Origin of the sequence: Blautia sp. MSK20_18 (assembly GCF_020553125.1) — a bacterium.
In the GTDB taxonomy this organism is placed as follows: Bacteria; Bacillota; Clostridia; order Lachnospirales; family Lachnospiraceae; genus Blautia_A; species Blautia_A fusiformis.
Window position 1 is genome coordinate 92,071 of record NZ_JAJCGR010000004.1, and the last position, 23,259, is coordinate 115,329.

Below are 23,259 nucleotides of genomic sequence, written 5' to 3' on the forward strand. Positions count from 1 at the left end.
ATGGTAGAAATAATGATATGAAACCCTGTAAAATCGGATAAAAGGAGAGAGCACAAAATGATATCAGAAAAAATGAAACCCTACGTAAAAAATAATTCCGCCATCCGTATGATGTTTGAGGAAGGAAACCGCCTCCGTGCGAAATATGGCGCAGACAAGGTTTTTGATTTCAGTCTCGGAAATCCAAGTGTACCGGCACCGGACAGCGTCCGCGAAGCAATTATCGAGCTTGTAAACACTACGGATCCGACAGTTCTTCACGGATATATGAGCAACGCAGGCTTTGAGGATGTACGCCAGACCATCGCAGAATCCCTCAACAGACGTTTCGATACGAAATTTTCCGCAAAGAATCTGATCATGACCGTCGGCGCTGCAAGCGGACTGAATGTGATCCTGAAAACAATCCTGAATCCCGGAGAAGAGGTGATCGTTTTTGCACCCTATTTTCTGGAATACGGTGCATATGTCCGCAATTATGATGGTGTCCTTGTGGAAATCTCTCCGGATACCACAACCTTCCAGCCAAATCTCGCTGAGTTTGAACAGAAGATCACACCGAAGACAAGAGCAGTTATCGTAAATACCCCGCACAATCCTACCGGAGTTGTATATTCAGAAGAAACGATCAAGAAACTTTCCGCAATCCTGGAAGCAAAACAGAAAGAGTTCGGAACCGTGATCTACCTGATCTCCGATGAGCCATACCGTGAGCTGGCTTATGATGGCGTGGAGGTCCCATACCTGACGAAATATTATAACAATACTGTTGTGGGCTATTCCTACAGCAAATCTCTTTCCCTTCCGGGTGAACGTATCGGATATCTGGTGATCCCTGATGAGGCAGACGGAAGCGAAGAGCTGATCTCTGCAGCAACCATTGCAAACCGTACACTTGGCTGTGTAAATGCACCGTCCCTGATCCAGAAGGTAGTTGCAAAATGTGTAGACGCCAAGACTGATCTTGCAGCTTATGATAAAAATCGGCAGGCACTTTATAATGGCCTGAAAGACTGCGGATTTGAGTGCATCAAACCACAGGGTGCCTTCTATCTCTTTGTAAAATCTCCGGTTGAAGACGAAAAAGCCTTCTGTGAAGCCGGTAAGAAATATAACATCCTTATGGTACCGGGAAGCTCCTTCGCATGCCCCGGTTATGTGAGACTTGCATATTGTGTATCCTATGAGACAATTGTGAATTCTCTTCCTGAATTTAAAAAACTTGCAGCAGAGTATGGCTTGAAATAAACGATCATTACAAAGCAGTTGAATAAAAGATCCCCGGTACAGTCTGTTCATGCAGCCCTGTATCGGGGATCTTTTGCAAGAGGGAATAAGCAAATGAAACGTAGTCGGGAGTGAATAGACTCCCGACTGTGTTTCGTTAAAAGGATGTTCCACATTTATTTGGCTTTTTTCTTTTCTTTATTTGGCATTTCTCCGTAATAAGCTTTCAGATAGATATCTTTCAGCTCGGATACAAGCGGATATCTCGGGTTGGCACCGGTACACTGGTCATTGAAAGCCTGCTCGGACATCTCATCCAGAGTTTCCAGGAAATGCTTCTCATCTACGCCGTAATCACGGATCGTCGGCAGGATCTCGATAGTTCTCATAAGCTCATCCAGTTTAGCAAGAAGCTTTTCGAATACTTCTGCATCGTTCTTGCCTGTAAGACCTACAGAACGTCCGATCTCAGCGTAGCGTGCAAGTGTCTTCGGATACTGATACTGTGGGAAAGTACCCATCTTAGTCGGAACCTCAGCACTGTTGTAACGCATAACATCCAGAAGAACAACTGCGTTTGCGATACCGTGTGGCAGGTGGTGGAAAGCACCGAGCTTGTGAGCGAGAGAGTGGTTAACGCCGAGGAATGCATTGGCGAATGCAAGACCTGCCATGCAGGAAGCGTTAGCCATGTGATCTCTGGCCTCTACGTCATTGCCATCTTTATATGCACGCGGCAGATACTCAAATACAAGCTTGATTGCTTTCAGTGCAAGACCATCGGTGTAATCGGAAGCCATCATGGAAACATAAGCCTCAATGGCATGTGTCATAACATCGATACCGGAAGCACGGGTAAGTCCCTTCGGTGCGCTCATCATGTTATTGGTATCTACGATCGCCATATCCGGGAGAAGCTCGTAATCAGCCAGTGGCCATTTAACGCCGGTATCCTGATCTGTGATGATGGCGAAAGGAGTAACCTCGGAGCCTGTACCGGAAGAGGTCGGGATCGCTACGAAGTAAGCTTTTTTACCCATCTTCGGGAAGGTATAAACTCTCTTACGGATATCCATGAAGTCCATGGACATATCGGAAAAGTCAGCGTCCGGATTCTCATAAAGCATCCACATAACCTTGCCGGCATCCATTGCGGAACCGCCGCCAAGAGCGATGATGCAGTCTGGCTCAAAGGCTGTCATAGCCTTGGCACCGGCTTTGGCGGAAGCGAGAGACGGGTCAGGAGCTACATCAGAGAAGCATGTATGAACGATGCCCATCTGATCCAGTTTATCTTCAATCGGTTTGGTGTAGCCATTCTTGTAGAGGAAGGAGTCTGTTACGATGAAGCAGCGTTTCTTGCCCATAACAGTACCGAGCTCATCAAGAGCAACCGGCATACAGCCCTTCTTAAAGTAAACCTTTTCCGGTGTTCTCATCCAGAGCATATTCTCTCTCCTTTCAGCAACAGTCTTGGTATTGAGAAGGTGTTTGACACCAACGTTCTCGGATACGGAGTTACCGCCCCAGGAACCGCAGCCAAGAGTAAGGGATGGAGCAAGCTTGAAGTTATAAAGGTCACCGATACCACCCTGGGAAGAAGGTGTATTGATAAGGATACGGCAGGTTTTCATAGTTGCTTCGAATTTATCCATCTTCTCTGTTTCATTTACGTTGATGTAGAGGGAAGAGGTATGACCATAGCCGCCGTCTGCAACGAGCTGCGCAGCCTTTGCAACAGCATCGTCAAAATTCTTGGCCTTGTACATGGCAAGTACAGGGGAAAGCTTCTCGTGTGCGAATTCTTCGCTGATATCAACGGACTCAACCTCACCGATCAGGATCTTGGTCTCAGCCGGTACAGTAACGCCTGCCATTTCAGCGATAGTAGCAGCCTTCTGTCCTACGATCTTGGCATTCAGTGCACCGTTGATAAGGATGGTCTTTCTGACTTTCTCGATCTCGTCTTTTTTAAGGAAGTAGCATCCTCTGTAAAGGAACTCTTCCTTCACTTCTTTATAAATGCTCTCCAGAACAGTTACGGACTGCTCGGAAGCACAGATCATACCATTGTCAAAGGTCTTGGAGTGGATGATGGAGTTAACTGCAAGACGGATATCTGCGCTGTCATCAATAATGGCAGGTGTATTTCCGGGTCCTACACCAACAGCCGGTTTACCGGAGGAGTAAGCTGCTTTGACCATTCCGGGCCCACCGGTGGCAAGGATGATATCTGCGTTCTGCATTACCATGTTGGTAAGGTCAAGGCTTGGGATATCGATCCATCCGATGATTCCTTCCGGCGCACCTGCGGCAACAGCTGCTTCCAGAACAACTTTTGCAGCTTCAATAGTGGATTTCTTAGCACGCGGATGCGGGCTGATGATGATCGCATTACGGGTTTTCAGGGAAATAAGAGATTTATAGATTGCTGTGGAGGTCGGGTTGGTTGTAGGGATAACTGCAGCGATCAGTCCTACAGGTTCCAGGATCTTCTTGAGTCCGTATGCCTTGTCTTCTTCTACAACACCACATGTCTGAGTGTTCTTATATGCATTGTAAACATACTCTGCTGCGTAATGGTTCTTGATAACCTTGTCTTCCATGATACCCATGCCTGTTTCCTCAACAGCCATTTTGGCAAGTGGGATACGCATCTTGTCAGCAGCAGTAGCAGCTGCCTTAAAGATCTTGTCGACCTGCTCCTGTGTGTAGGTAGCAAAGATCTTCTGTGCCTCTTTCATTGCAGCCATTTTCGCGGTCAGGGCTTCTGGAGTGTCGATGATGGTAGGGATAGTTTCTTTCTTTGCCATGTGGAATCCTCCTGTTTTCATATGATAATGGTCTGTGGTCCTGCGGGCTTATCCTTTTTTCGCCGGCAGATGCTGCAGAGTTTTTGTAAGTCCCCGCGCTGCGTTTCGTTGTTGATTCAATCTGATTGAATTTTCAGTTTCGATACTAATATAGTATCAAAATTCTGAAAAAAACGCAAATTCTGAATTTTGTCGCTATGTGCAAAATGACGAACAAAAAATTAGGGGAAAATACTGTAAATTTTACTTTGCAGAACGCTGAATTATTGGAAAAATCTTAAAAAAAATTTTTGAAATTCAGCACTGTGCACAAAGAGCATGTTAAAAAATTGTCAGCACTGACAAAAAACATGCACACATATGAAGGGCGGGCAAAAGATAAAACGCAACATGTGGTTAAAACATTAACGTTAAACTTTTGTCAAATGATCATGCGCACATCATAATTTAACTGATTTCAGACGTCAATAGAGAATTCGATGAATAATTCACAAAAATACGGAGTAATTTTGATAAAAAATTCACAAAAATATTGTAGCAAAGTAAAGCGTGATAACATAAGAAATCAAAAAACTTGAAATTATTTAAAATTTCAGAATAATTAGGCGGAAATTATCGGGATTTTTTTCAGAAATGCAGAAAAAAAACTGTCATACAGGAAATGCTTCCCATATGGCAGTTTATATAAATATAGGTCAGGCGGATAAAAGCATCCGCATTCACTATGCGGCTTTGCGCCGAATTACTGTAAAAGGTTTCTGCTCAACAGTAAATGATAGCCAGGTTCGATCAGCTCTTGCGGAATGCGGCACGTTTTCTGTCTCTGGAGTCCAGAATACGTTTACGGATACGAAGGCTTGTCGGTGTTACCTCAAGAAGCTCATCCTGGTCGATGAACTCAATGGCCTGCTCAAGACTTAAGATCTTTGGCGGAACAAGCTTCAGTGCATCGTCAGCGGAAGAGGAACGGGTGTTGGTAAGGTGCTTGGTCTTGCAGACATTCAGCTCGATATCCTCAGCCTTACCATTCTGTCCGATAACCATACCGCTGTAAACCTTCTCGCCAGGTCCGACGAAGAGAGTACCACGCTCCTGAGCGGAGAAAAGACCGTAAGTTACAGTCTCGCCTGCCTCGAAAGCGATGAGGGAACCCTGTTTACGATACGGGAAGTCTCCCTTGTATGGTGCATATCCGTCAAACATGGTGTTCAGGATACCGGTACCCTTGGTGGAGGTAAGGAATTCGTTACGGAATCCGATCAGTCCACGGGAAGGGATGGAGAACTCAAGACGTACAGTTCCGTCGCTTGCTGTGCTCATACCCTGAAGTTCACCTTTACGCTCGCTGAGTTTCTGGATGATGGTACCGGAAAATTCCTCCGGAACATCAACATATGCGATCTCGATCGGCTCCAGTTTGCGTCCGCGCTCGTCTGTATGATAGAGAACCTCCGGTTTGCTGACTGCAAATTCATATCCTTCACGGCGCATGTTCTCAATAAGAACGGAAAGGTGAAGCTCACCACGGCCGGAAACCTTGAAGCACTCAGTTGTATCTGTGTCTTCCACACGAAGGCTGACGTCTGTATTCAGCTCACGGTAGAGGCGGTCACGAAGGTGACGGGAAGTGATAAATTTACCTTCCTGTCCTGCAAGCGGGCTGTCGTTTACAAGGAAGTTCATGGAGATGGTAGGCTCGGAAATCTTCTGGAACGGAATGGACTCCGGGTTATCTCCTGCACAGAGTGTATCTCCAATGTGGATATCTGCAATACCGGAGATCGCAACGATGGCTCCGATGGTAGCACTCTTGACTTCAACCTTGTTCAGGCCGTCAAATTCGTAGAGCTTGCTGATCTTTACGCGCTCGTGTTTGTCCGGGTCATGATGGTTCAGAAGCATCAGCTCCTGGTTCACGGAAATGGTTCCGCGCTCAACTTTACCGACACCGATACGGCCTACATATTCATTGTAGTCGATGGTGCTGATAAGAACCTGTGTATCTCCGTCCGGATCTCCCTCCGGAGCAGGAATTGCATCAAGGATGGTCTCAAAAAGCGGAGCCATATTCTCAGGCTTGTCCTCAAGGTTACGAACTGCATAGCCGGCTTTTGCGGAGGCATACAGGAACGGGCAGTCCAGCTGCTCGTCAGATGCGTCCAGATCCATGAGAAGTTCCAGAACTTCGTCAACAACCTCCTCCGGACGTGCTTCCGGACGGTCGATCTTATTGATGCAGACAATAACATGCAGGTTCAGTTCGAGAGCTTTACGAAGTACAAATTTAGTCTGAGGCATGGCACCCTCGAAGGCGTCCACAAGAAGAATAACGCCGTCTACCATCTTCAGCACACGCTCTACCTCGCCGCCGAAGTCCGCATGACCTGGAGTATCGATGATATTGATTTTTACATCCTTATAATGAACTGCGGTGTTTTTGGAGAGAATCGTAATGCCGCGCTCACGCTCAATATCGTTGGAGTCCATGACACGTTCCTGGACTTCCTGGTTCTCACGGAAAACACCGCTCTGTTTCAAAAGCTCGTCAACAAGTGTTGTTTTACCGTGATCGACATGGGCGATAATGGCCACGTTACGAACATCTTCACGCTTGGTCTTCATATAATCCAAATCCTTTCTTTCCATATATAAGTAATCTTTTTTGTTAAAAATGATGTCCAAATTTATAGTCTATCACATTTTTGTGAGATTACAAGACATAAAAAAATATTTTTGGTTTTTCATTTTTCAGGCATATTATACCGTAAATACACATAGATTGATATAGACGAAATACACGAAGAGGAAGGAGAGCTACTTATTATGGCAGATAAAATTATTGAAAACAATCAGGTATCCGTTATGGGACGGATCGCTACGGGGTTTACTTTCAGCCATCAGGTCTTTGGAGAAGGATTTTACATGATGGATATCCTAGTAAAACGTCTCAGCGATTCGGAGGACAGGATCCCGGTGATGGTGTCTGAGCGGCTGATCGATATCACACAGGATTATGTGGGAGAATATATCGAGATCCACGGACAGTTCCGATCCTATAACCGTCATGAAGAAAAGAGAAACCGGCTTGTGCTTTCAGTCTTTGCCCGGGAAGTGAAGTTTGTGGGGGAGGACGAAGAAACTGTGCCGGTCAATCAGATCTTTCTGGACGGATATATCTGTAAACCGCCTGTATACAGAAAAACACCGTTGGGAAGAGAGATCGCAGATCTTCTGATGGCAGTCAATCGACCTTACGGAAAATCCGATTACATACCATGTATATGCTGGGGAAGAAATGCCAGATATGCTTCTGCTTTTGAAGTAGGCGGGCATGTACTGATCTGGGGCAGGATCCAGAGCAGGGAGTACATGAAACGGATTAGTGAAAACGAAACAGAAAAAAGGATTGCCTATGAAGTTTCGGTGAGTAAATTGGAATATGTTGAGTAACATTGGATATATTTTGGAATAGTGGTGAGAACATTAAGGTAACACTTGCATTTCCAGCCAATCTGCGGTAATATTAAAAAAATCAGAAAAATGGGGAATTACCGGTTTCACTAACAGTAAGAGGAAAAATCATGGAAAGAGAAATAACAGAGGTTTATTGCGGGAACGGGAAAGGAAAGACAACTCTGGCTGTAGGCCGGGGGCTGCGCTTTGCTACACAGGGAAAAAGTGTGATCATCATACAGTTCCTCAAGGGCAGGGAACGCAGAGAACTGGATTTCCTTGAGGAACTGGATAATTTTGATTTCAAGATTTTCCGTTTCGAAAAAATGGACACCTGCTATAATGACCTGAGTGAGCAGGAAAAGGCAGAAGAGAGAACGAATATTCTCAATGGCCTTAATTTCGCACGGAAGGTAATTGCTACCAGAGAGTGTGATTTTCTGCTGCTGGATGAGATCCTCGGGCTTATGGATAAAGGAATCGCTCCAGTTGAGACGATCATCGATATGCTTAAGCAGAAGGATGAAAGTATGCATATAATTATGACCGGACGCTGGCTTCCGGATGCTTTGAAGCCCTATGTGGATAGTATTACCACGATAACAACAGAGCTGACTGACCAGGAACGGGAATAAGCAATATTTCACAGAAGAAAGAAGGAGGAAGACAAATGGCAATTTTTAAAGGAACAGGCGTTGCAATCGTAACACCTATGCATGAAGACGGTAAGGTGAATTTTGAGAAACTTGAGGAGATCCTTGAGGATCAAATCGCGAACAGCACAGACGCCATCGTTATCTGTGGAACAACAGGAGAATCTTCTACTCTGACACACGGAGAGCATCTTCAGACAATTAAGTTCACAATTGATAAAGTTAACAAACGTGTGCCTGTTATCGCAGGAACAGGTTCCAATTGTACAGAGACAGCGATCATGATGTCCAAGGAAGCAGCTTCCTATGGCGCAGACGCTCTTCTTATTGTAACACCTTACTATAACAAGGCTACACAGAAGGGTCTTATCGCTCATTACACAGCAATTGCCAATGCAGTTCCGGAAACTCCGCTCATCATGTACAACGTACCGAGCCGTACAGGCTGCAACATCCAGCCGGCTACAGCAGCTTACCTTGCAAAGAATGTAAAGAACATTGTCGGAATCAAGGAAGCAACAGGAGATCTTTCCCAGATCGCCAAGATGATGTCTCTGGCAGACGGACAGCTTGAGCTTTACTCCGGAAATGATGATCAGGTACTTCCGATTCTTTCTCTTGGCGGACTTGGAGTTATTTCCGTACTTTCCAACGTTGCACCGAAGTTTACACATGACATGGTCATGAAATATTTCGACGGCGACACCAAGGGAGCAACAGAGGATCAGCTGAAAGCTCTTCCGCTGATCAATGCGCTGTTCAGCGAAGTAAATCCGATTCCTGTTAAGACAGCTATGAACCTTATGGGAATGAACGTAGGGCCGCTTCGTATGCCGCTCTGCGAGATGGAAGAGGACACAAAGGCAGCTCTTGCAAAAGAGATCGAGAAATTCGGCCTTAAGCTTGCTAAGTGATCTGACTGTAAGCGAAAGGTAAAGGAGAATATACTATGGTAAAAATCATCATGCACGGCTGCAACGGACATATGGGCCAGGTCATCAGCGGCATTGTGGAGAAAGATCCGGATGCTGAGATCGTAGCAGGTATTGATATTGCAGATCAGGGAAAAAACAGCTATCCGGTATTTACCGATATTGACGCATGTCAGGTAGAGGCAGATGCAATCATTGATTTTTCTTCCGCAAAGGCAACAGACAAGCTTCTTGAGTACAGCGCGGCACGCCAGATCCCGGTTGTTCTGTGCAGTACCGGCTTAAGTCAGGAGCAGCTTGCAAAAGTGGAAGAAACATCCCGAAAGGTAGCAGTGCTGAAATCCGCAAACATGTCTCTTGGCATCAACACACTTCTGAAGCTGGTTCAGGACGCAGCTAAGGTTCTTGCAGCTGCAGGCTTTGATATGGAGATCGTAGAGAAGCATCACCGCCTGAAATTAGACGCACCAAGTGGTACTGCACTTGCGCTGGCAGACAGCATTAATGAAGCTATGGATAATCAGTATCATTATGTATATGACCGCAGCCAGAAACGTGAAAAACGCGATGATAAGGAGATCGGTATCTCCGCAGTTCGCGGCGGAACTATCGTAGGTGAGCATGAGATAATTTTTGCAGGTCAGGACGAAGTGATCGAGTTCAAGCATACTGCATATTCCAAGGCTATTTTTGGAAAAGGTGCTGTAGAAGCAGCCAAATTCCTTGCAGGCAAACCGGCAGGACGTTATGATATGAGTGACGTGATCGGCTGATCCTGACAGATTGAGCCGCAACAGAATAAAATTACAGGTAATACAGACGGGGTTCGTGTAAGATCGGACCCCGTCTTTTTTTGATGAAATTGCGGTTTTTGAAATTTTTCCCAGAATAGGATAGCGGAAAAAGTGCCATATTAGGAATACAGAATTTTTTAGAAAAAGGAGAAGATCATATGAAAAAATGGAAGGCGATTCTTTTTGGTACTTTGCTTACCCTGTCTCTGTGTACATTTACAGCCTGCGGCACAGAGGTAAACAATGCGGATGAAACAGTGGATGAAAAAGATAAAAACACGAAGGATAAGGAAAAAGATACAAACGAAAATACTGCCGTAGAAGATGAAACTATGGAAGAAAAAGCAGACAATGACGGTGTGAAGGACAATGGAGAGAGCATTAAGGATTCCGGCACGGATAACAATGAGATGTCCGATGGAAATATTACCGTGACGCCTGCAGGAAATGGAAATAACGGGACAGCAGCACCCGGAGCTGCGGATGCTGACAGAAACGAAAATGACGGAACTGTATCCGGTGAGCTGGGTGACAGTGTAAAGGACCTTGGCGACGGTGTAGGTAATGCAGTGGATGATATCGGAAACGCAGTGGGAAATGCGGTAGAAGGAAGATAACAGATATTTTACCACAGCATTGCATAAAACTGTTTCAGATGCTATTATCAGTGCATGGAAAGAAAATGGAGGACAGGATTATGAAATTCAGACCATGCATTGATATACATAACGGAAAGGTAAAACAGATCGTAGGAGGAAGCCTGAAGGATCAGGGGGATCAGGCGGCAGAAAATTTTGTGTCAGAGCAGGATGCGGCATTCTATGCAGAGCTTTATAAGAAGGCAGGATTAAAGGGCGGTCATGTGATCCTTCTGAACGGAAAGGATTCCCCGAACTATGAAGCGACGAAAGCCCAGGCACTTCAGGCTCTGGGAAAATATCCCGGAGGGCTTCAGATCGGAGGCGGCATCTGCCCGGAGAATGCGGCAGAATATCTGGAGGCTGGCGCCAGCCACGTGATCGTAACCTCCTATGTGTTTAAAAACGGAGTGATCTCCTGGGAAAATCTGGAGAAGATCCGTGATGCTGCAGGGAAAGGACATCTTGTACTTGACCTGAGCTGCCGCAAAAAAGATGGCAAATATTATATTGTCACAGACCGATGGCAGAAATTTACAGAAGAGATCGTGACACCGGAGCTGATGGAAAGGCTTGGAAGCTTCTGCGACGAATTTCTGGTCCATGCAGTGGATGTGGAAGGAAAGGCCCGAGGTGTGGAAACAGAGCTTGCAAAGCTTCTGGGACAGTATACAGCCCATCCGGTGACCTATGCAGGCGGTGTGGGTTCTATGGCAGATATTGAAGAGCTTCGAAAAGCAGGTCAGGGCAGACTGGATGTGACTGTTGGCAGTGCTTTGGATATTTTTGGCGGAAGTATACCCTTTGAAGCTCTGGCTAAAATGAAATAGTATATACAAATAGTGAAGCAGATGCTTTTGTCCCATCAATCTTCTGGCACTGGTGTGCAGATATACATTTGTAATGAATTAATTAGATGAAATACTCTAATAGTTGCGCATTCACGACAAAAAAAATATTTTGAAGGAATATATCGAATAAATTTGGAAAAAATTTATGAAATTTTTGAAAAGTGATGTTAAAATTCAATTTAATATGTTATAATAGCAACATAAAACAGCAAAGGGGATGGAAGTCATGAAATTTATTATTAGTGGAAAGAATATAGCAGTAACCGAAGGACTTAAAACAGCTGTTGAGGACAAGCTTGGTAAACTTGAAAGGTATTTCACTCCTGAAACTGAGATTTCAGTAACCTTAAGCGTTGAGAAGGATCGCCAGAAGATCGAGGTAACGATCCCTGTGAAAGGTAACATTATCCGTTCCGAGCAGGTAAGCAATGATATGTATGTATCCATCGATCTGGTTGAAGAGGTAATTGAGCGTCAGCTTCGTAAATACAAGAACAAGATCGTTGACAAGCAGCAGGAATCCACAAACTTCCAGAAGGCATACCTTGATAAGGATTATGAAGAGGATGAGGAAGTTAAGATCATCCGTACCAAGAAATTCGGGATCAAACCAATGTATCCGGAAGATGCATGCGTACAGATGGAGCTTCTCGGACATAATTTCTTTGTATTCTTTAATGCTGAGACAGAGCAGGTTAACGTAGTTTATAAACGTAAAGGAAATACTTACGGACTGATCGAACCAGAGTTCTGATAGGGGATTTTATTATCACAACTGAATATTGAATGGAAGGCTCCGGGAATCTGTGTGAGAAATCGGCAGGTTTCCGGAGCCTTTTATGTCACAGCAAAATCAGGCTTCTTTTCTGTTGCAAGCAATAGGGGAGAATTATATAATGAAGACATATGCGAAAGGAGAAAGGAAAAAGAAGCTTCCTGTGGTGATCTTAAGTGTAGCTCTTGGTATGACCATGATACCGGCTACCTGTATGGCAGCGGAATTTAACAGTGGTGAACCATAAAAGAACAGACTGTGGAGGACCTGGAACTGAGTTCCGGAGAAAACAATACAAAGGATTCCCAAAAGTCAGAAATACAATGGACAGGATTTAAATGGGACAGCTATTCCCAGGCAGAGATAACGCTTACGTCAGCCGTTAACGGCGTCTGCTATTATAAGTGGGCAGAGCGGGGGGAAGACGGAAATCCCCAGGTGCCTCAGATCGAGACCGGAAATACCGTGAATGATGAGGTTTTGATCAGTGAGGATGAAGAGTTCGGGATCACACTTGCAGACCTGGATACAGACCAGGCAGTTGATCTGTATATCCAGATTGAGGATGAGAATGGGAAATTAAGTGATCTGAAGCGGATGGAGCTTGATCAGGACAGCCGCCCGGCGAAAAAAACAGATTCTGCAAAAAAACATAAAGCATCCAAACCAAAGGCAGAGGACAGTACGGTAGAGGGGCTGGATTCTCCTCTGGAATTCTACCCGGATACATTTTATGATTTTAAGGTTATCGGTGCAGGTACCGATAATGAGGATCCGGAAAACGGAGATATTAAGTGGGTGCCTGTTTACTGGAGCACATCTGCGAATCCGAATTCCAACCGGATCCGAAGCACCTGGAAGATCGGTTCCAAGGAAGGAATCGACCAGGAGGGAACTTTTAATCTGTATGTTTTCTTCCGCAAATATACCTGCAAGGATTCCAAATGGCAGTCTACGGATAAGATACAGTCTGTACAGTACAAGTTTCAGTCAGCCCCACTTTCTGAAAAATAATACTGTGTGGAGTGCGAATATCTCCTTGACATAACAAATATGTAACTCACGGAGAAAAGGAGGAAGGTAAATGAAGAAAAAAGTTCTGGCACTTTTTTTAAGTGCCGCGCTTTGTGTGACGGTGTTTCCGGCAACCGGTATGGCTGCAGAGTTTGGCAGCGGTGATGCAGAAATCACAGAAAATGCTGGGGACAGCCAGGAAGTGTTTTCCGCAGAGGAAATTACAGAGTCTATGGGAGAGACTGAGCAGCCTGCAGAAGACAGTGAGGATATTTCTGAGGAAATGGTGGATAACGCTTCCGATGCAACCATGGAAGATGTGGAAAACGCAGAAAATGCGGAGAACAGCGAGGATGCTTTCGGCGGAGCTGAGGAAGGAGTTTCAGAAGAGATCTCCAGTGAGGATGATCCGGAAGTATTATTGACAGAACTGATACCTGAAGAAGCAGGAGACGGTATGGAAGAAGAAAGCGCAGAAGCTATGTCAGCGTCAGCTCCGGAGCTGACAGTGACACCGACAGCGGGTCCGGAACCGACAGTGACACCGATAACGAATCCGGAACCGACAGTGACACCGACAGCGGATCCTGAACTGACAGTGACACCAACACCGGTGCCAAAAATAAACGTAAAATGGACCGGAGAAAAATGGGTAAGCCGCAGTTCTGTGAATGTGACACTTAAAGTTGATGCAAACGGAGCCTGCTACTACAAAGCTGTAGCGAGAAAAAAGGACGGAACTTCTGATGTTCCGAGGGTCGATACGGGAAACTCTCGTGTGGCGGTTACTGCAAACAGAAGCTTTGTGATATATCTTAAGAATCTGGATACAGAGAAAGAATTTGATCTGTATCTTAAGGTATTGGGTTCAGACGGAAGAACCAGCAACCTGAAAAAATTAAAGTTGAATTACAGGGGAACCCGCCCGAAATATGATGTGACGCCGACACCGACCTATATACCTTCTATACCAGATGTCAAAGATAGTTTTGTAAGAGGGTTGGATTCTCCGCTGAAATTTACTCCGAATAAATATTATAATTTTACTGTGACCGGTGCGGGAACTACGAATACAAATCCCGGGCCCGGAGATGTGAAGTGGGTGCCGGTTTACTGGAGTACTTCACCAAATCCAACCGATAACAGGAAGAATACTACTTGGCGGATCGGATCTGCCAAAGGAATAAACAAAGCCGCAACTTATAACATGTATATCTTTTTCCAGAAGTATGTTTATCAGAAATCTGAATGGAAAAAGACTGATGAAGTACAGTCAGCCGTATACCAGTTCCGTTCCGCGGCCCTTACAACGGTAAAGCTTACCACGCCCGGGTTATCCGGCACTTCCAACAGTCCTGCCGGCATCGTCTTCAAATGGAAAAGAGCTGCAAATGCTTCCGGCTACAAGATCTATCGAAGGACCGGAAACAGCAGCAAGTGGGTCAATATCGCTACCGTAAGCGGAAGCAATACGCTGGTCTATACAGACGGATCAGTAAAATCAGGAACCATGTATACCTATACAGTCCGCGCATACAAGGGCTCTGCTTTAAGTGCTTATAACAAAAACGGCAGCCGGATCGTCCGTCTGACAGCTCCGGTGCAGTACAAACCGTCCAGCAAGGCTTCCGGGAAGCTGACTGTCCGCTGGAAAAAAGCAGTTGGCGCTTCCGGCTATCAGATCCAGTATGCGGCCTCAAGGTCCATGAGAGGGGCCAGAACAGTGTCCACCAGTGCACTGACCCGAACACTTTCCGGTTTGAAAAAGGGAAGCACTTATTATGTTCGTATCCGTGCATACAAAAAAGTGAGCGGAAAGACATATTACGGTGCCTGGAGCAGTGTGAAAAATGCAAAAGTAAGGAAATAAGATCTGTAATATCCCGCGGGATCCTCGAAAACAGGATCCTATGCGGGATATTTTCTGTTGTTCCTGACATGATTTGTTAAATAATTGTTCATTGTTTTTATAACAGGAAAGTGGTAGAATATATACCATATGTGATCCAGTATAACGGATATCAACAGAGAACTGGAATGATCCAAAATTGGACAGATCAGAGACAGCAGTCTTATTCGAATAAAATGATTGGAGCAGAAACATGAATGTTTTTTCAAAAGTATTTGGAACCCGCAGCCAGCGTGAGGTAAAACGTATCATGCCGCTGGTTGAAAAAACCGAGAGCTATCAGTCTCAGATGCAGCAGCTTACGGATGAGCAGTTACGAGACAAGACAAGAGAATATAAGAAACGTCTTGCAGAAGGTGCAACACTGGATGATCTTCTTCCGGAGGCATTTGCCACCGTACGTGAGGCAGCCAAGCGTGTACTTGGAATGGAGCATTACCGTGTACAGATCATCGGTGGTATCATCCTTCACCAGGGCCGTATCGCCGAGATGAAAACAGGTGAAGGTAAAACTCTTGTTTCCACACTTCCTGCATATCTGAATGCCCTTGAGGGAAAAGGTGTCCACATCGTAACCGTCAACGACTACCTGGCAAAACGAGATGCTGAGTGGATGGGTAAGGTTCACGAGTTCCTTGGCCTGACTGTAGGCGTGGTACTTAACGACATGAAGCCGGAAGAGCGTCGTGCGGCATACGGATGTGACATCACATACGTAACAAACAACGAACTTGGATTTGATTATCTTCGTGACAACATGGTCATCTATAAAGAACAGCTTGTTCAGAGAGATCTTCACTACTGTATCATCGATGAGATCGACTCTGTCCTGATCGATGAGGCACGTACACCTCTGATCATTTCCGGACAGAGCGGCAAGTCCACCAAGCTTTATGAGGTGTGCGATATCCTTGCACAGCAGCTGGAGCGTGGTGAGGCCAGCCATGAGATGACCAAGATGGCAGCCATCATGGGTGAGGAGGTTATCGAGACCGGTGACTTCGTTGTAAATGAGAAAGATAAGATCGTCAACCTTACCGAGCAGGGTATCAAGAAGGTTGAGAAATTCTTTAATATCGAGAACCTGGCAGATCCGGAAAACTTGGAGATCCAGCACAACATCATCCTTGCACTTCGTGCACATAATCTGATGCACAAGGATCAGGATTATGTTGTAAAAGATGACGAGATCCTGATCGTTGATGAGTTTACCGGTCGTATCATGCCGGGCCGTCGTTACTCCGATGGTCTTCATCAGGCGATCGAGGCGAAAGAGCATGTGAAGGTTAAGAGAGAGAGCAAGACTCTCGCAACCATTACCTTCCAGAACTTTTTCAACAAATATGATAAAAAAGGCGGTATGACAGGTACAGCCCTTACCGAAGAAAAAGAGTTCCGTGATATTTACGGCATGGACGTTGTAGAGATCCCGACCAACCGTGTAGTACAGCGTAAAGACCTTGATGATGCTGTTTACATGACAAAGAAAGAGAAATTCAACGCCGTTGTAGAGGCAGTTAAGGAAGCTCACGCAAAACATCAGCCGGTACTGGTTGGTACGATCACCATCGAGACTTCCGAGCTTCTCAGCAGAATGCTGAAGAGAGAGGGAATCCCCCACAATGTATTGAATGCCAAGTTCCATGAGCTTGAGGCTGAGATCGTAGCTCAGGCAGGACAGGCAGATGCCGTTACCATCGCGACCAACATGGCAGGCCGTGGTACCGATATCAAGCTTGACGATGTGGCAAGAGAGGCCGGCGGTCTGAAGATCATCGGTACCGAGCGTCATGAGTCAAGACGTATCGATAACCAGCTCCGTGGACGTTCCGGACGACAGGGAGATCCGGGTGAATCCCGTTTCTACATTTCCCTTGAGGATGACCTGATGCGTCTGTTCGGTTCCGAGAGACTGATGAAGGTGTTCACATCCCTTGGTGTTGAGGAGAATGAGCAGATCGAGCACAAGATGCTTTCCAATGCTATCGAGAAAGCCCAGGAGAAGATCGAGTTCAACAACTTCGGTATCCGTAAAAATCTTCTCGACTATGACCAGGTTAACAATGAGCAGAGAGAGATCATCTATGAGGAGCGTCGCCAGGTACTTGACGGTGAGAATATGCGTGATGCCATCTACAAGATGATCACAGATATCGTAGACAGCATGACAGACATGTGCTTTTCCGATGACATGGATTCTTCTGAGTGGGATCTTAATGAGTTCAACACTGCGATCACTCCGATCATCCCGATTCACCCGCTGACCGCAGAGAAGGTAAAAGGCCATAAGAAAGATGAGATCAAGCATATTGTGAAGGAAGAGGCTGTGAAGCTTTATGAAGCGAAGGAGGCTGAGTTCCCGGAACCGGAACAGCTTCGTGAGCTTGAGCGAGTTGTCCTTCTGAAATGCATCGACAGCAAATGGATGGATCACATCGATGATATGGAAATGCTCCGTCAGGGTATCGGTCTGATGGCATACGGTCAGAGAGATCCGGTTGTTGAGTACAAGATGAACGCATTCGAGATGTTTAACAGCATGATCAGCTCCATTCAGGAAGACACTGTACGTATGCTGTATCATGTTCATGTGGAGCAGAAGATCGAGCGTGAGCAGGTTGCTAAGGTAACCGGCACAAACAAAGATGACAGCGCAGGCCCGAAGAAACCGGTTCAGCGAAAAGAAGATAAAGTATACCCGAATGATCCGTGCCCATGCGGAAGCGGCAAGAAATACAAACAGTGCTGCGGACGTAAGGCTGCCAGGATCTGAGAAGGAAGATAAAAATAGTCTCACCCGGATGATGCGGTGGGGCTATTTTTTCTGGGATTTCTGTTACACAGGAACAGAGTACAGCGAATATTAAATAACCGTCATATAGACTTGTCTGATTTTTTATATGCTGCGTTGTCGTCAATCGCCGTAGCCACCGCTACGCTTCATTCTCCCGCCCTGCATATGAGAAAGTCATCCTGCGTCAATAGAGCAGATACTTAATTTTCGCTGTAAGAGAAGGGACATGATAATATGGCAATTATAAAAACTGCAATTCTTCAGACACATGTATATACTGATAAATTTCGCAATATCACCCAGGCAGCAGAACTTCTTGCCAGCCCGGAGCTTCAGGGGATCGATCTGGCAGTCCTGCCCGAAATGTTCTGCTGCCCCTACGAAAATAAATACTTTCCGGAATATGCCGAAATTGAGGGCGGAGATACCTGGGAAAAATGCTCCAGGCTGGCAGCGGAATACGGAATTTATCTCGTAGCAGGAAGTATGCCGGAGAGAGATGAAGCCGGCAATATTTATAACACTTCCTATGTCTTTGACAGAAATGGTCATCAGATCGGTAAGCACCGGAAGATGCATCTTTTTGACATTGATGTAAAAGGCGGTCAGTATTTTAAAGAATCCGATACCCTGACACCGGGAGACCAGGTGACGGTTTTTGATACAGAATTTGGAAAGATGGGCCTTTGCATCTGTTACGATTTCCGCTTCCCGGAGCTTGCCAGGCTGATGGTGGACGAAGGCGCCCAGGTAATCATCGTGCCGGCTGCTTTTAACATGACAACAGGGCCCCTTCACTGGGAGCTGATGTTCCGCCAGAGAGCCGTGGATAACCAGGTATACACCATCGGAGCTGCCCCCGCCAGAGACCTGAACGCCGGGTATCATTCCTGGGGCCACTCCATTGCCGCAGACCCCTGGGGAAAAGTCCTCATGGAGATGGAAGAGAAGCCGGCTGTGAAGGTTGTGGAACTGGAACTGGACGAGGTAAAAAAAGTCCGTGAGCAGCTGCCGCTTCTGAAGCACAGGAGAGGGGATATTTACGCCCTGACCACGTTTTCGTTGTAATTTCCATGCCCATATGGTATTGTATAAGACAGGCAGGAAATCCTGTATCAATATATAGAAAGAAGGTGAAGCTGTGGTTGAGTTAGATCAGTTCAAGAGTATTCTTGCAACATACACAGAGCCATTAGTGGAAGTGAGGGATTCACTTTGACCTCGCTAACAAAGAGCAGAAGGTCGAAGAATTAGAGCGCGAGATGGAGGCGCCTGATTTCTGGGATAATGCGGAAGCATCCCAGATGAAGATGAAACAGTTAAAGAGTCTCAAGGACGATATTGAGACATACCATAATCTGGAAACGCAGATGGAAGATATGGAAACCATGATCGAGATGGGATATGAGGAGAATGATCCTGAGATCGTCCCTGAGATCCAGGAAATGCTGGACGAGTTCCAGGCAAGCTTTGACAGCATCCGTGTGAAGACACTCCTTTCCGGAGAGTACGACGGAGAGAACGCCATCATCAAGCTGAACGCAGGAGCCGGCGGAACAGAGGCCTGCGACTGGTGCGGAATGCTTTATCGTATGTACAGCAGATGGGCGGAGAAGAAGGGCTTTGCGCTGGAAGTTCTGGATTACCTTGACGGTGATGAGGCCGGTGTGAAATCCGTAACCTTCCAGGTGAACGGAGAGAACGCCTACGGTTATTTGAAATCCGAGAAGGGTGTTCATCGTCTTGTACGTATTTCTCCGTTTAATGCAGCAGGAAAGAGACAGACCTCTTTTGTATCCTGCGATGTTATGCCGGATATCAAGAAGGATCTGGATGTTGAGATCAATGATGACGATATCCGTATCGATACCTACCGAAGCAGTGGTGCCGGTGGACAGCATATCAACAAGACATCCTCTGCGATCCGTATCACACATTTCCCGACAGGAATCGTGGTACAGTGCCAGAATGAACGTTCTCAGCACATGAACAAGGATAAGGCTATGCAGATGCTGAAGGCCAAGCTGTATCTGCTGAAACAGCAGGAAGCTGAGGAGAAGCTTTCCGGCATTCGAGGCGAAGTGACAGATATCGGCTGGGGAAACCAGATCCGTTCCTATGTCCTGCAGCCATACACCATGGTAAAAGACCATAGAACCAATGAAGAAACCGGTAATGTTGACGCAGTTCTGGACGGTGGTATTGACATTTTTATCAATGCATACCTGAAATGGATCGCGCTGGCGAAAAAGAAAGAATAACATTACTGTCACGGAACCCCATAAAGACAGAGAAAAGGACTCCGCAGGCAAAAAAGCGCTTGTGGAGTTTCTTTTATTATGATAATATATCTCTTGTACAAAAACAGTTGTCTTTATGAAACGGACAGAAGGCTGCTGGCCACAATGTGAACAGCAGTCAGAGAGGTTGCTATGCAGAAACAGGTTGAAAAGAAAAAATACTATGTAGTAAGAGAACGGGCAGTGCCGGAGGTACTTCTCAAGGTGGTTGAGGCCAAGAGACTGCTGGAATCCAAACGGGTGGCTACTGTTCAGGAAGCTGCTGAAAGGACCGGGATCAGCCGCAGTTCTTTTTACAAATATAAGGACGATATTTTTCCTTTCCACGAGGAGACCAAGGGAAAGACCATCACCTTTATCATTCAGATGGACGATGAGCCGGGGCTTTTATCAATGGTGCTGCAGACGATTGCCCGTTTTCACGGTAATATCCTGACCATACATCAGAGTATTCCCATTAACGGAGTCGCAACGCTGACGCTGAGCGTTGACATCCTTCCGGGAGAAGGCGACGCAGAGGCTATGGTGGAGAATATTGAGCAGAGAGACGGTATACACTATTTGAAAATTTTAGGCAGGGAGTAAGCATATGATAAACATAGCAGTATTAGGCTACGGTACAGTAGGAAGCGGAGTTGTTGAAGTCATCAACACCAATCATGAGAGCATTAACAAGAGAGCTGGAGATGAGATTAACATCAAGTACGTTCTTGATTTAAGAGATTTTCCGGGAGATCCGGTTGAGAAAGTTCTGGTTCATGATTATGAAGTGATCGTAAACGATCCGGAGGTAGATATTGTTGTTGAGGTTATGGGCGGGATCGAGCCGGCTTATACCTTTGTAAAAAGAGCGCTTCAGGCAGGAAAGAGCGTAAGCACATCCAATAAGGCTCTGGTAGCCAAGCATGGTTCTGAGCTCATGGAGATCGCAAAAGAAAAAAATATCAATTTCCTTTTTGAGGCAAGCTGCGGCGGCGGTATCCCGATCATCCGCGCACTGAATTCTTCACTGACAGCAGATGAGATCGATGAGATCACAGGAATCCTTAACGGAACCACCAACTACATGCTTTACAAGATGAGCACAGAGAACTGTGATTTTGATACGGTTCTGAAGGAAGCTCAGGCAAAGGGCTATGCAGAGGCAGATCCGACTGCAGACGTAGGAGGTGCTGACGCATGCCGTAAGATCGCCATCCTTTCTTCACTTGCATACGGAAAATTCCTGAATTACGAGGATATTTATACAGAAGGAATCACAAAGATCACACCGGCAGATATGGAATATGCAAAAGAGCTTGGCATGACTATCAAGCTTCTTGCCACAAGCCGCAGGATCGGAGATTCTTTCTATGCAATGGTTGCGCCGTTCCTGGTAGGCCAGAGTAGCCCGCTTTACAGTGTAAATGATGTGTTTAATGCAGTATTTGTGCACGGAAATGTTCTTGGAGATGCCATGTTCTACGGAAGCGGAGCAGGTAAGCTTCCGACTGCAAGTGCAGTAGTTGCAGATGTTGTGGATGAAGCAAAGCATCTCCACAGAAATATCATGACAAACTGGAGCAGCTATGCCCTGAAGCTTATGGATATGGATGAAGTTGAGGGACGTTTCTTCGTACGTGTGTCTGATACTACTATGGATGAAGTGGAAAAAGCTTTTGGTGATGTACAGACCATCGAGCCGGATGACCTTCCGGACGAATTCGGATTTATCACACCGGTGATGAAGCAGGCTGAATATTATGAGAAGATCAGCAAGCTCACCGGAAAAGTACTGGCAATGATCCGTGTAAAGGATTGATGCCGAAGGGAAGAAAAGAACATGTTGATTGTAAAAAAATTCGGCGGTACTTCTGTGGCAAACAAAGAGCGTATCTTTAATGTTGCCAGAAGATGTATCGAAGATTACAAAAAAGGAAACGACGTGGTGGTCGTGCTTTCTGCAATGGGTAAGTATACCGATGAGCTGATCACCATGGCAAAGGATATCAATGACAAACCTCCGAAACGTGAGATGGATATGCTTTTTACCATCGGAGAGCAGATGTCAGTGGCACTGATGTCCATGGCTATGGACAGTCTGGGAGTACCGGCTGTTTCTCTGAATGCCTTTCAGGTAGCTATGCACACAACAAGTGCACATAGCAGCGCACGCCTGAAAAAGATCGATGCGGCACGTATCCGCAGAGAGCTGGATAACCGCAGGATCGTTGTGGTCACAGGCTTCCAGGGCATTGATAAATATAATGACTATACCACACTTGGACGTGGCGGTTCTGATACCACAGCCGTAGCTCTTGCGGCAGCGCTTCATGCAGATGCCTGTGAGATCTATACCGATGTGGACGGTGTTTATACCGCTGACCCGCGTAAGGTTCCGAATGCCCGCAAGCTCAAGGAGATCACTTACGATGAGATGCTGGATCTGGCAACTCTGGGTGCGGGAGTGCTTCATAACCGTTCTGTGGAGATGGCAAAGAAATACGGCGTGCCGCTGGTGGTACGTTCCAGTCTCAACAACAGCGAAGGAACTGTGGTAAAGGAGGAAGTAACAGTGGAGAGAATGCTGATCAGCGGTGTTGCTCTGGATACAGATGCAGTACGTATTGCTGTGATCGGACTTAAAGATTCACCAGGAGTGGCATTTAAGCTTTTTGATACCCTGGCTAAGAAAAATATCAATGTGGATATGATCCTTCAGTCTATCGGCCGTGCCGGAACCAAGGACATTTCCTTTACTGTTGATAAAAATGATCTGGACGATGCAATGGGTGTTCTGGAAGCTAACCAGGCACGCATCGCCTATTCTGAGCTTCATGCGGAGAAAAACATTGCCAAGCTTTCTATTGTAGGAGCAGGTATGATGAGCAATCCGGGTGTTGCTGCAAAAATGTTCGAAAGCCTTTACAATGAGGGTGTGAACATCAATATGATCGCAACATCTGAGATCCGTGTGACGGTTCTCATTAACGAGAAAGATGGCGTACGTGCCATGAATGCGGTACATGATGCGTTTAATCTTGCAGACTAAACAGATGTGAAATATGAGAATATGATATATCTGAAGTAAAAAATGACGGGGCGGAGGCTTGGATGAGTCTCCGCC

Annotated in this window: 19 protein-coding genes; 17 read left to right on the forward strand and 2 right to left on the reverse strand. The window is 46.0% G+C overall.

All coding sequences use genetic code 11. The features are described 5' to 3' along the window. The first annotated feature begins 57 nt into the window (after nt 1–57). Nucleotides 58–1,248, forward strand: a complete 1,191-nt coding sequence (locus tag LI091_RS03885) for a pyridoxal phosphate-dependent aminotransferase (RefSeq protein ID WP_195635042.1) — start codon at nt 58–60, stop codon at nt 1,246–1,248. 155 nt (nt 1,249–1,403) lie between these two features. Here LI091_RS03885 and adhE read toward each other — a convergent pair whose 3' ends face one another. Further along, the gene (gene adhE, locus LI091_RS03890) at nt 1,404–4,040 is read right to left on the reverse strand and encodes a bifunctional acetaldehyde-CoA/alcohol dehydrogenase (protein ID WP_059086686.1); all 2,637 of its coding nucleotides are present in this window, start codon (nt 4,038–4,040) and stop codon (nt 1,404–1,406) included. Nucleotides 4,041–4,829: 789 nt separating this feature from the next. After that, the gene (gene typA / locus LI091_RS03895; RefSeq protein WP_265190848.1) at nt 4,830–6,662 is read right to left on the reverse strand and encodes a translational GTPase TypA; all 1,833 of its coding nucleotides are present in this window, start codon (nt 6,660–6,662) and stop codon (nt 4,830–4,832) included. Nucleotides 6,663–6,863: 201 nt separating this feature from the next. Between typA and LI091_RS03900 the strand changes: the two genes are divergently transcribed. From LI091_RS03900 to LI091_RS03975, 16 genes are all read left to right on the forward strand, one after another. After that, on the forward strand, nt 6,864–7,490 hold the full coding sequence (locus LI091_RS03900) for a single-stranded DNA-binding protein (RefSeq protein WP_021652685.1): 627 nt from the start codon (nt 6,864–6,866) through the stop codon (nt 7,488–7,490). Nucleotides 7,491–7,621: 131 nt separating this feature from the next. Further along, nucleotides 7,622–8,128, forward strand: a complete 507-nt coding sequence (locus LI091_RS03905; protein ID WP_015526247.1) for a cob(I)yrinic acid a,c-diamide adenosyltransferase — start codon at nt 7,622–7,624, stop codon at nt 8,126–8,128. A gap of 35 nt (nt 8,129–8,163) precedes the next feature. Continuing rightward, complete coding sequence (dapA, locus tag LI091_RS03910) at nt 8,164–9,060, forward strand: 4-hydroxy-tetrahydrodipicolinate synthase (protein WP_015526246.1); 897 nt, start codon at nt 8,164–8,166, stop codon at nt 9,058–9,060. Between the two features lie 35 nt (nt 9,061–9,095). After that, the gene (gene dapB, locus LI091_RS03915; RefSeq protein WP_015526245.1) at nt 9,096–9,851 is read left to right on the forward strand and encodes a 4-hydroxy-tetrahydrodipicolinate reductase; all 756 of its coding nucleotides are present in this window, start codon (nt 9,096–9,098) and stop codon (nt 9,849–9,851) included. Nucleotides 9,852–10,030: 179 nt separating this feature from the next. After that, nucleotides 10,031–10,489: a hypothetical protein gene (locus LI091_RS03920; RefSeq protein ID WP_118752832.1), complete on the forward strand. Its 459-nt coding sequence runs from the start codon at nt 10,031–10,033 to the stop codon at nt 10,487–10,489. An 80-nt stretch (nt 10,490–10,569) separates the two neighbouring features. Further along, nucleotides 10,570–11,340, forward strand: a complete 771-nt coding sequence (gene hisA / locus LI091_RS03925) for a phosphoribosylformimino-5-aminoimidazole carboxamide ribotide isomerase (RefSeq protein ID WP_118752831.1) — start codon at nt 10,570–10,572, stop codon at nt 11,338–11,340. Between the two features lie 247 nt (nt 11,341–11,587). Continuing rightward, the gene (gene hpf, locus LI091_RS03930) at nt 11,588–12,115 is read left to right on the forward strand and encodes a ribosome hibernation-promoting factor, HPF/YfiA family (protein ID WP_015526242.1); all 528 of its coding nucleotides are present in this window, start codon (nt 11,588–11,590) and stop codon (nt 12,113–12,115) included. A 142-nt stretch (nt 12,116–12,257) separates the two neighbouring features. Further along, nucleotides 12,258–12,383, forward strand: a complete 126-nt coding sequence (locus LI091_RS03935; protein ID WP_265190849.1) for a hypothetical protein — start codon at nt 12,258–12,260, stop codon at nt 12,381–12,383. An 11-nt stretch (nt 12,384–12,394) separates the two neighbouring features. Next, nucleotides 12,395–13,150: a hypothetical protein gene (locus LI091_RS03940; protein ID WP_265190850.1), complete on the forward strand. Its 756-nt coding sequence runs from the start codon at nt 12,395–12,397 to the stop codon at nt 13,148–13,150. A 70-nt stretch (nt 13,151–13,220) separates the two neighbouring features. Then, on the forward strand, nt 13,221–15,020 hold the full coding sequence (locus tag LI091_RS03945; RefSeq protein WP_265190851.1) for a fibronectin type III domain-containing protein: 1,800 nt from the start codon (nt 13,221–13,223) through the stop codon (nt 15,018–15,020). 232 nt (nt 15,021–15,252) lie between these two features. Then, a complete protein-coding gene (gene secA, locus LI091_RS03950; protein WP_118368578.1) occupies nt 15,253–17,832 on the forward strand; it encodes a preprotein translocase subunit SecA in 2,580 nt (859 codons plus the stop codon). A gap of 255 nt (nt 17,833–18,087) precedes the next feature. After that, nucleotides 18,088–18,921 (forward strand): carbon-nitrogen hydrolase family protein, encoded by an 834-nt coding sequence (locus LI091_RS03955; protein ID WP_022427328.1) that lies wholly within the window; start codon nt 18,088–18,090, stop codon nt 18,919–18,921. Nucleotides 18,922–18,994: 73 nt separating this feature from the next. Beyond that, nucleotides 18,995–20,114, forward strand: a protein-coding gene (gene prfB / locus LI091_RS03960) for a peptide chain release factor 2 (RefSeq protein WP_110104007.1) whose coding sequence is annotated in 2 segments (ribosomal slippage) — nt 18,995–19,069 and nt 19,071–20,114 — 1,119 coding nt in all. Because the reading frame shifts where the segments join, the coding sequence is not laid out codon by codon here. Nucleotides 20,115–20,285: 171 nt separating this feature from the next. Then, nucleotides 20,286–20,738, forward strand: coding sequence for an ACT domain-containing protein (locus tag LI091_RS03965; protein ID WP_021652696.1), 453 nt, complete (start codon nt 20,286–20,288; stop codon nt 20,736–20,738). A gap of 4 nt (nt 20,739–20,742) precedes the next feature. Next, entirely contained in the window at nt 20,743–21,954 is a 1,212-nt protein-coding gene (locus tag LI091_RS03970) for a homoserine dehydrogenase (protein ID WP_021652697.1), read from the forward strand. A gap of 21 nt (nt 21,955–21,975) precedes the next feature. Further along, nucleotides 21,976–23,184 carry an aspartate kinase gene (locus LI091_RS03975; RefSeq protein ID WP_021652698.1) on the forward strand — a complete coding sequence of 403 codons (1,209 nt, stop codon included), beginning with the start codon at nt 21,976–21,978 and terminating at the stop codon, nt 23,182–23,184. Nucleotides 23,185–23,259 lie beyond the last annotated feature (75 nt).

Coding starts and splice junctions, on each gene's coding strand:
- LI091_RS03885 (WP_195635042.1), top strand. CDS start 58: ATGATATCAGAAAAAATGAAACCCTACGTAAAAAATAATTCCGCCATC.
- adhE (WP_059086686.1), bottom strand. CDS start 4,040: ATGGCAAAGAAAGAAACTATCCCTACCATCATCGACACTCCAGAAGCC.
- typA (WP_265190848.1), bottom strand. CDS start 6,662: ATGAAGACCAAGCGTGAAGATGTTCGTAACGTGGCCATTATCGCCCAT.
- LI091_RS03900 (WP_021652685.1), top strand. CDS start 6,864: ATGGCAGATAAAATTATTGAAAACAATCAGGTATCCGTTATGGGACGG.
- LI091_RS03905 (WP_015526247.1), top strand. CDS start 7,622: ATGGAAAGAGAAATAACAGAGGTTTATTGCGGGAACGGGAAAGGAAAG.
- dapA (WP_015526246.1), top strand. CDS start 8,164: ATGGCAATTTTTAAAGGAACAGGCGTTGCAATCGTAACACCTATGCAT.
- dapB (WP_015526245.1), top strand. CDS start 9,096: ATGGTAAAAATCATCATGCACGGCTGCAACGGACATATGGGCCAGGTC.
- LI091_RS03920 (WP_118752832.1), top strand. CDS start 10,031: ATGAAAAAATGGAAGGCGATTCTTTTTGGTACTTTGCTTACCCTGTCT.
- hisA (WP_118752831.1), top strand. CDS start 10,570: ATGAAATTCAGACCATGCATTGATATACATAACGGAAAGGTAAAACAG.
- hpf (WP_015526242.1), top strand. CDS start 11,588: ATGAAATTTATTATTAGTGGAAAGAATATAGCAGTAACCGAAGGACTT.
- LI091_RS03935 (WP_265190849.1), top strand. CDS start 12,258: ATGAAGACATATGCGAAAGGAGAAAGGAAAAAGAAGCTTCCTGTGGTG.
- LI091_RS03945 (WP_265190851.1), top strand. CDS start 13,221: ATGAAGAAAAAAGTTCTGGCACTTTTTTTAAGTGCCGCGCTTTGTGTG.
- secA (WP_118368578.1), top strand. CDS start 15,253: ATGAATGTTTTTTCAAAAGTATTTGGAACCCGCAGCCAGCGTGAGGTA.
- LI091_RS03955 (WP_022427328.1), top strand. CDS start 18,088: ATGGCAATTATAAAAACTGCAATTCTTCAGACACATGTATATACTGAT.
- LI091_RS03965 (WP_021652696.1), top strand. CDS start 20,286: ATGCAGAAACAGGTTGAAAAGAAAAAATACTATGTAGTAAGAGAACGG.
- LI091_RS03970 (WP_021652697.1), top strand. CDS start 20,743: ATGATAAACATAGCAGTATTAGGCTACGGTACAGTAGGAAGCGGAGTT.
- LI091_RS03975 (WP_021652698.1), top strand. CDS start 21,976: ATGTTGATTGTAAAAAAATTCGGCGGTACTTCTGTGGCAAACAAAGAG.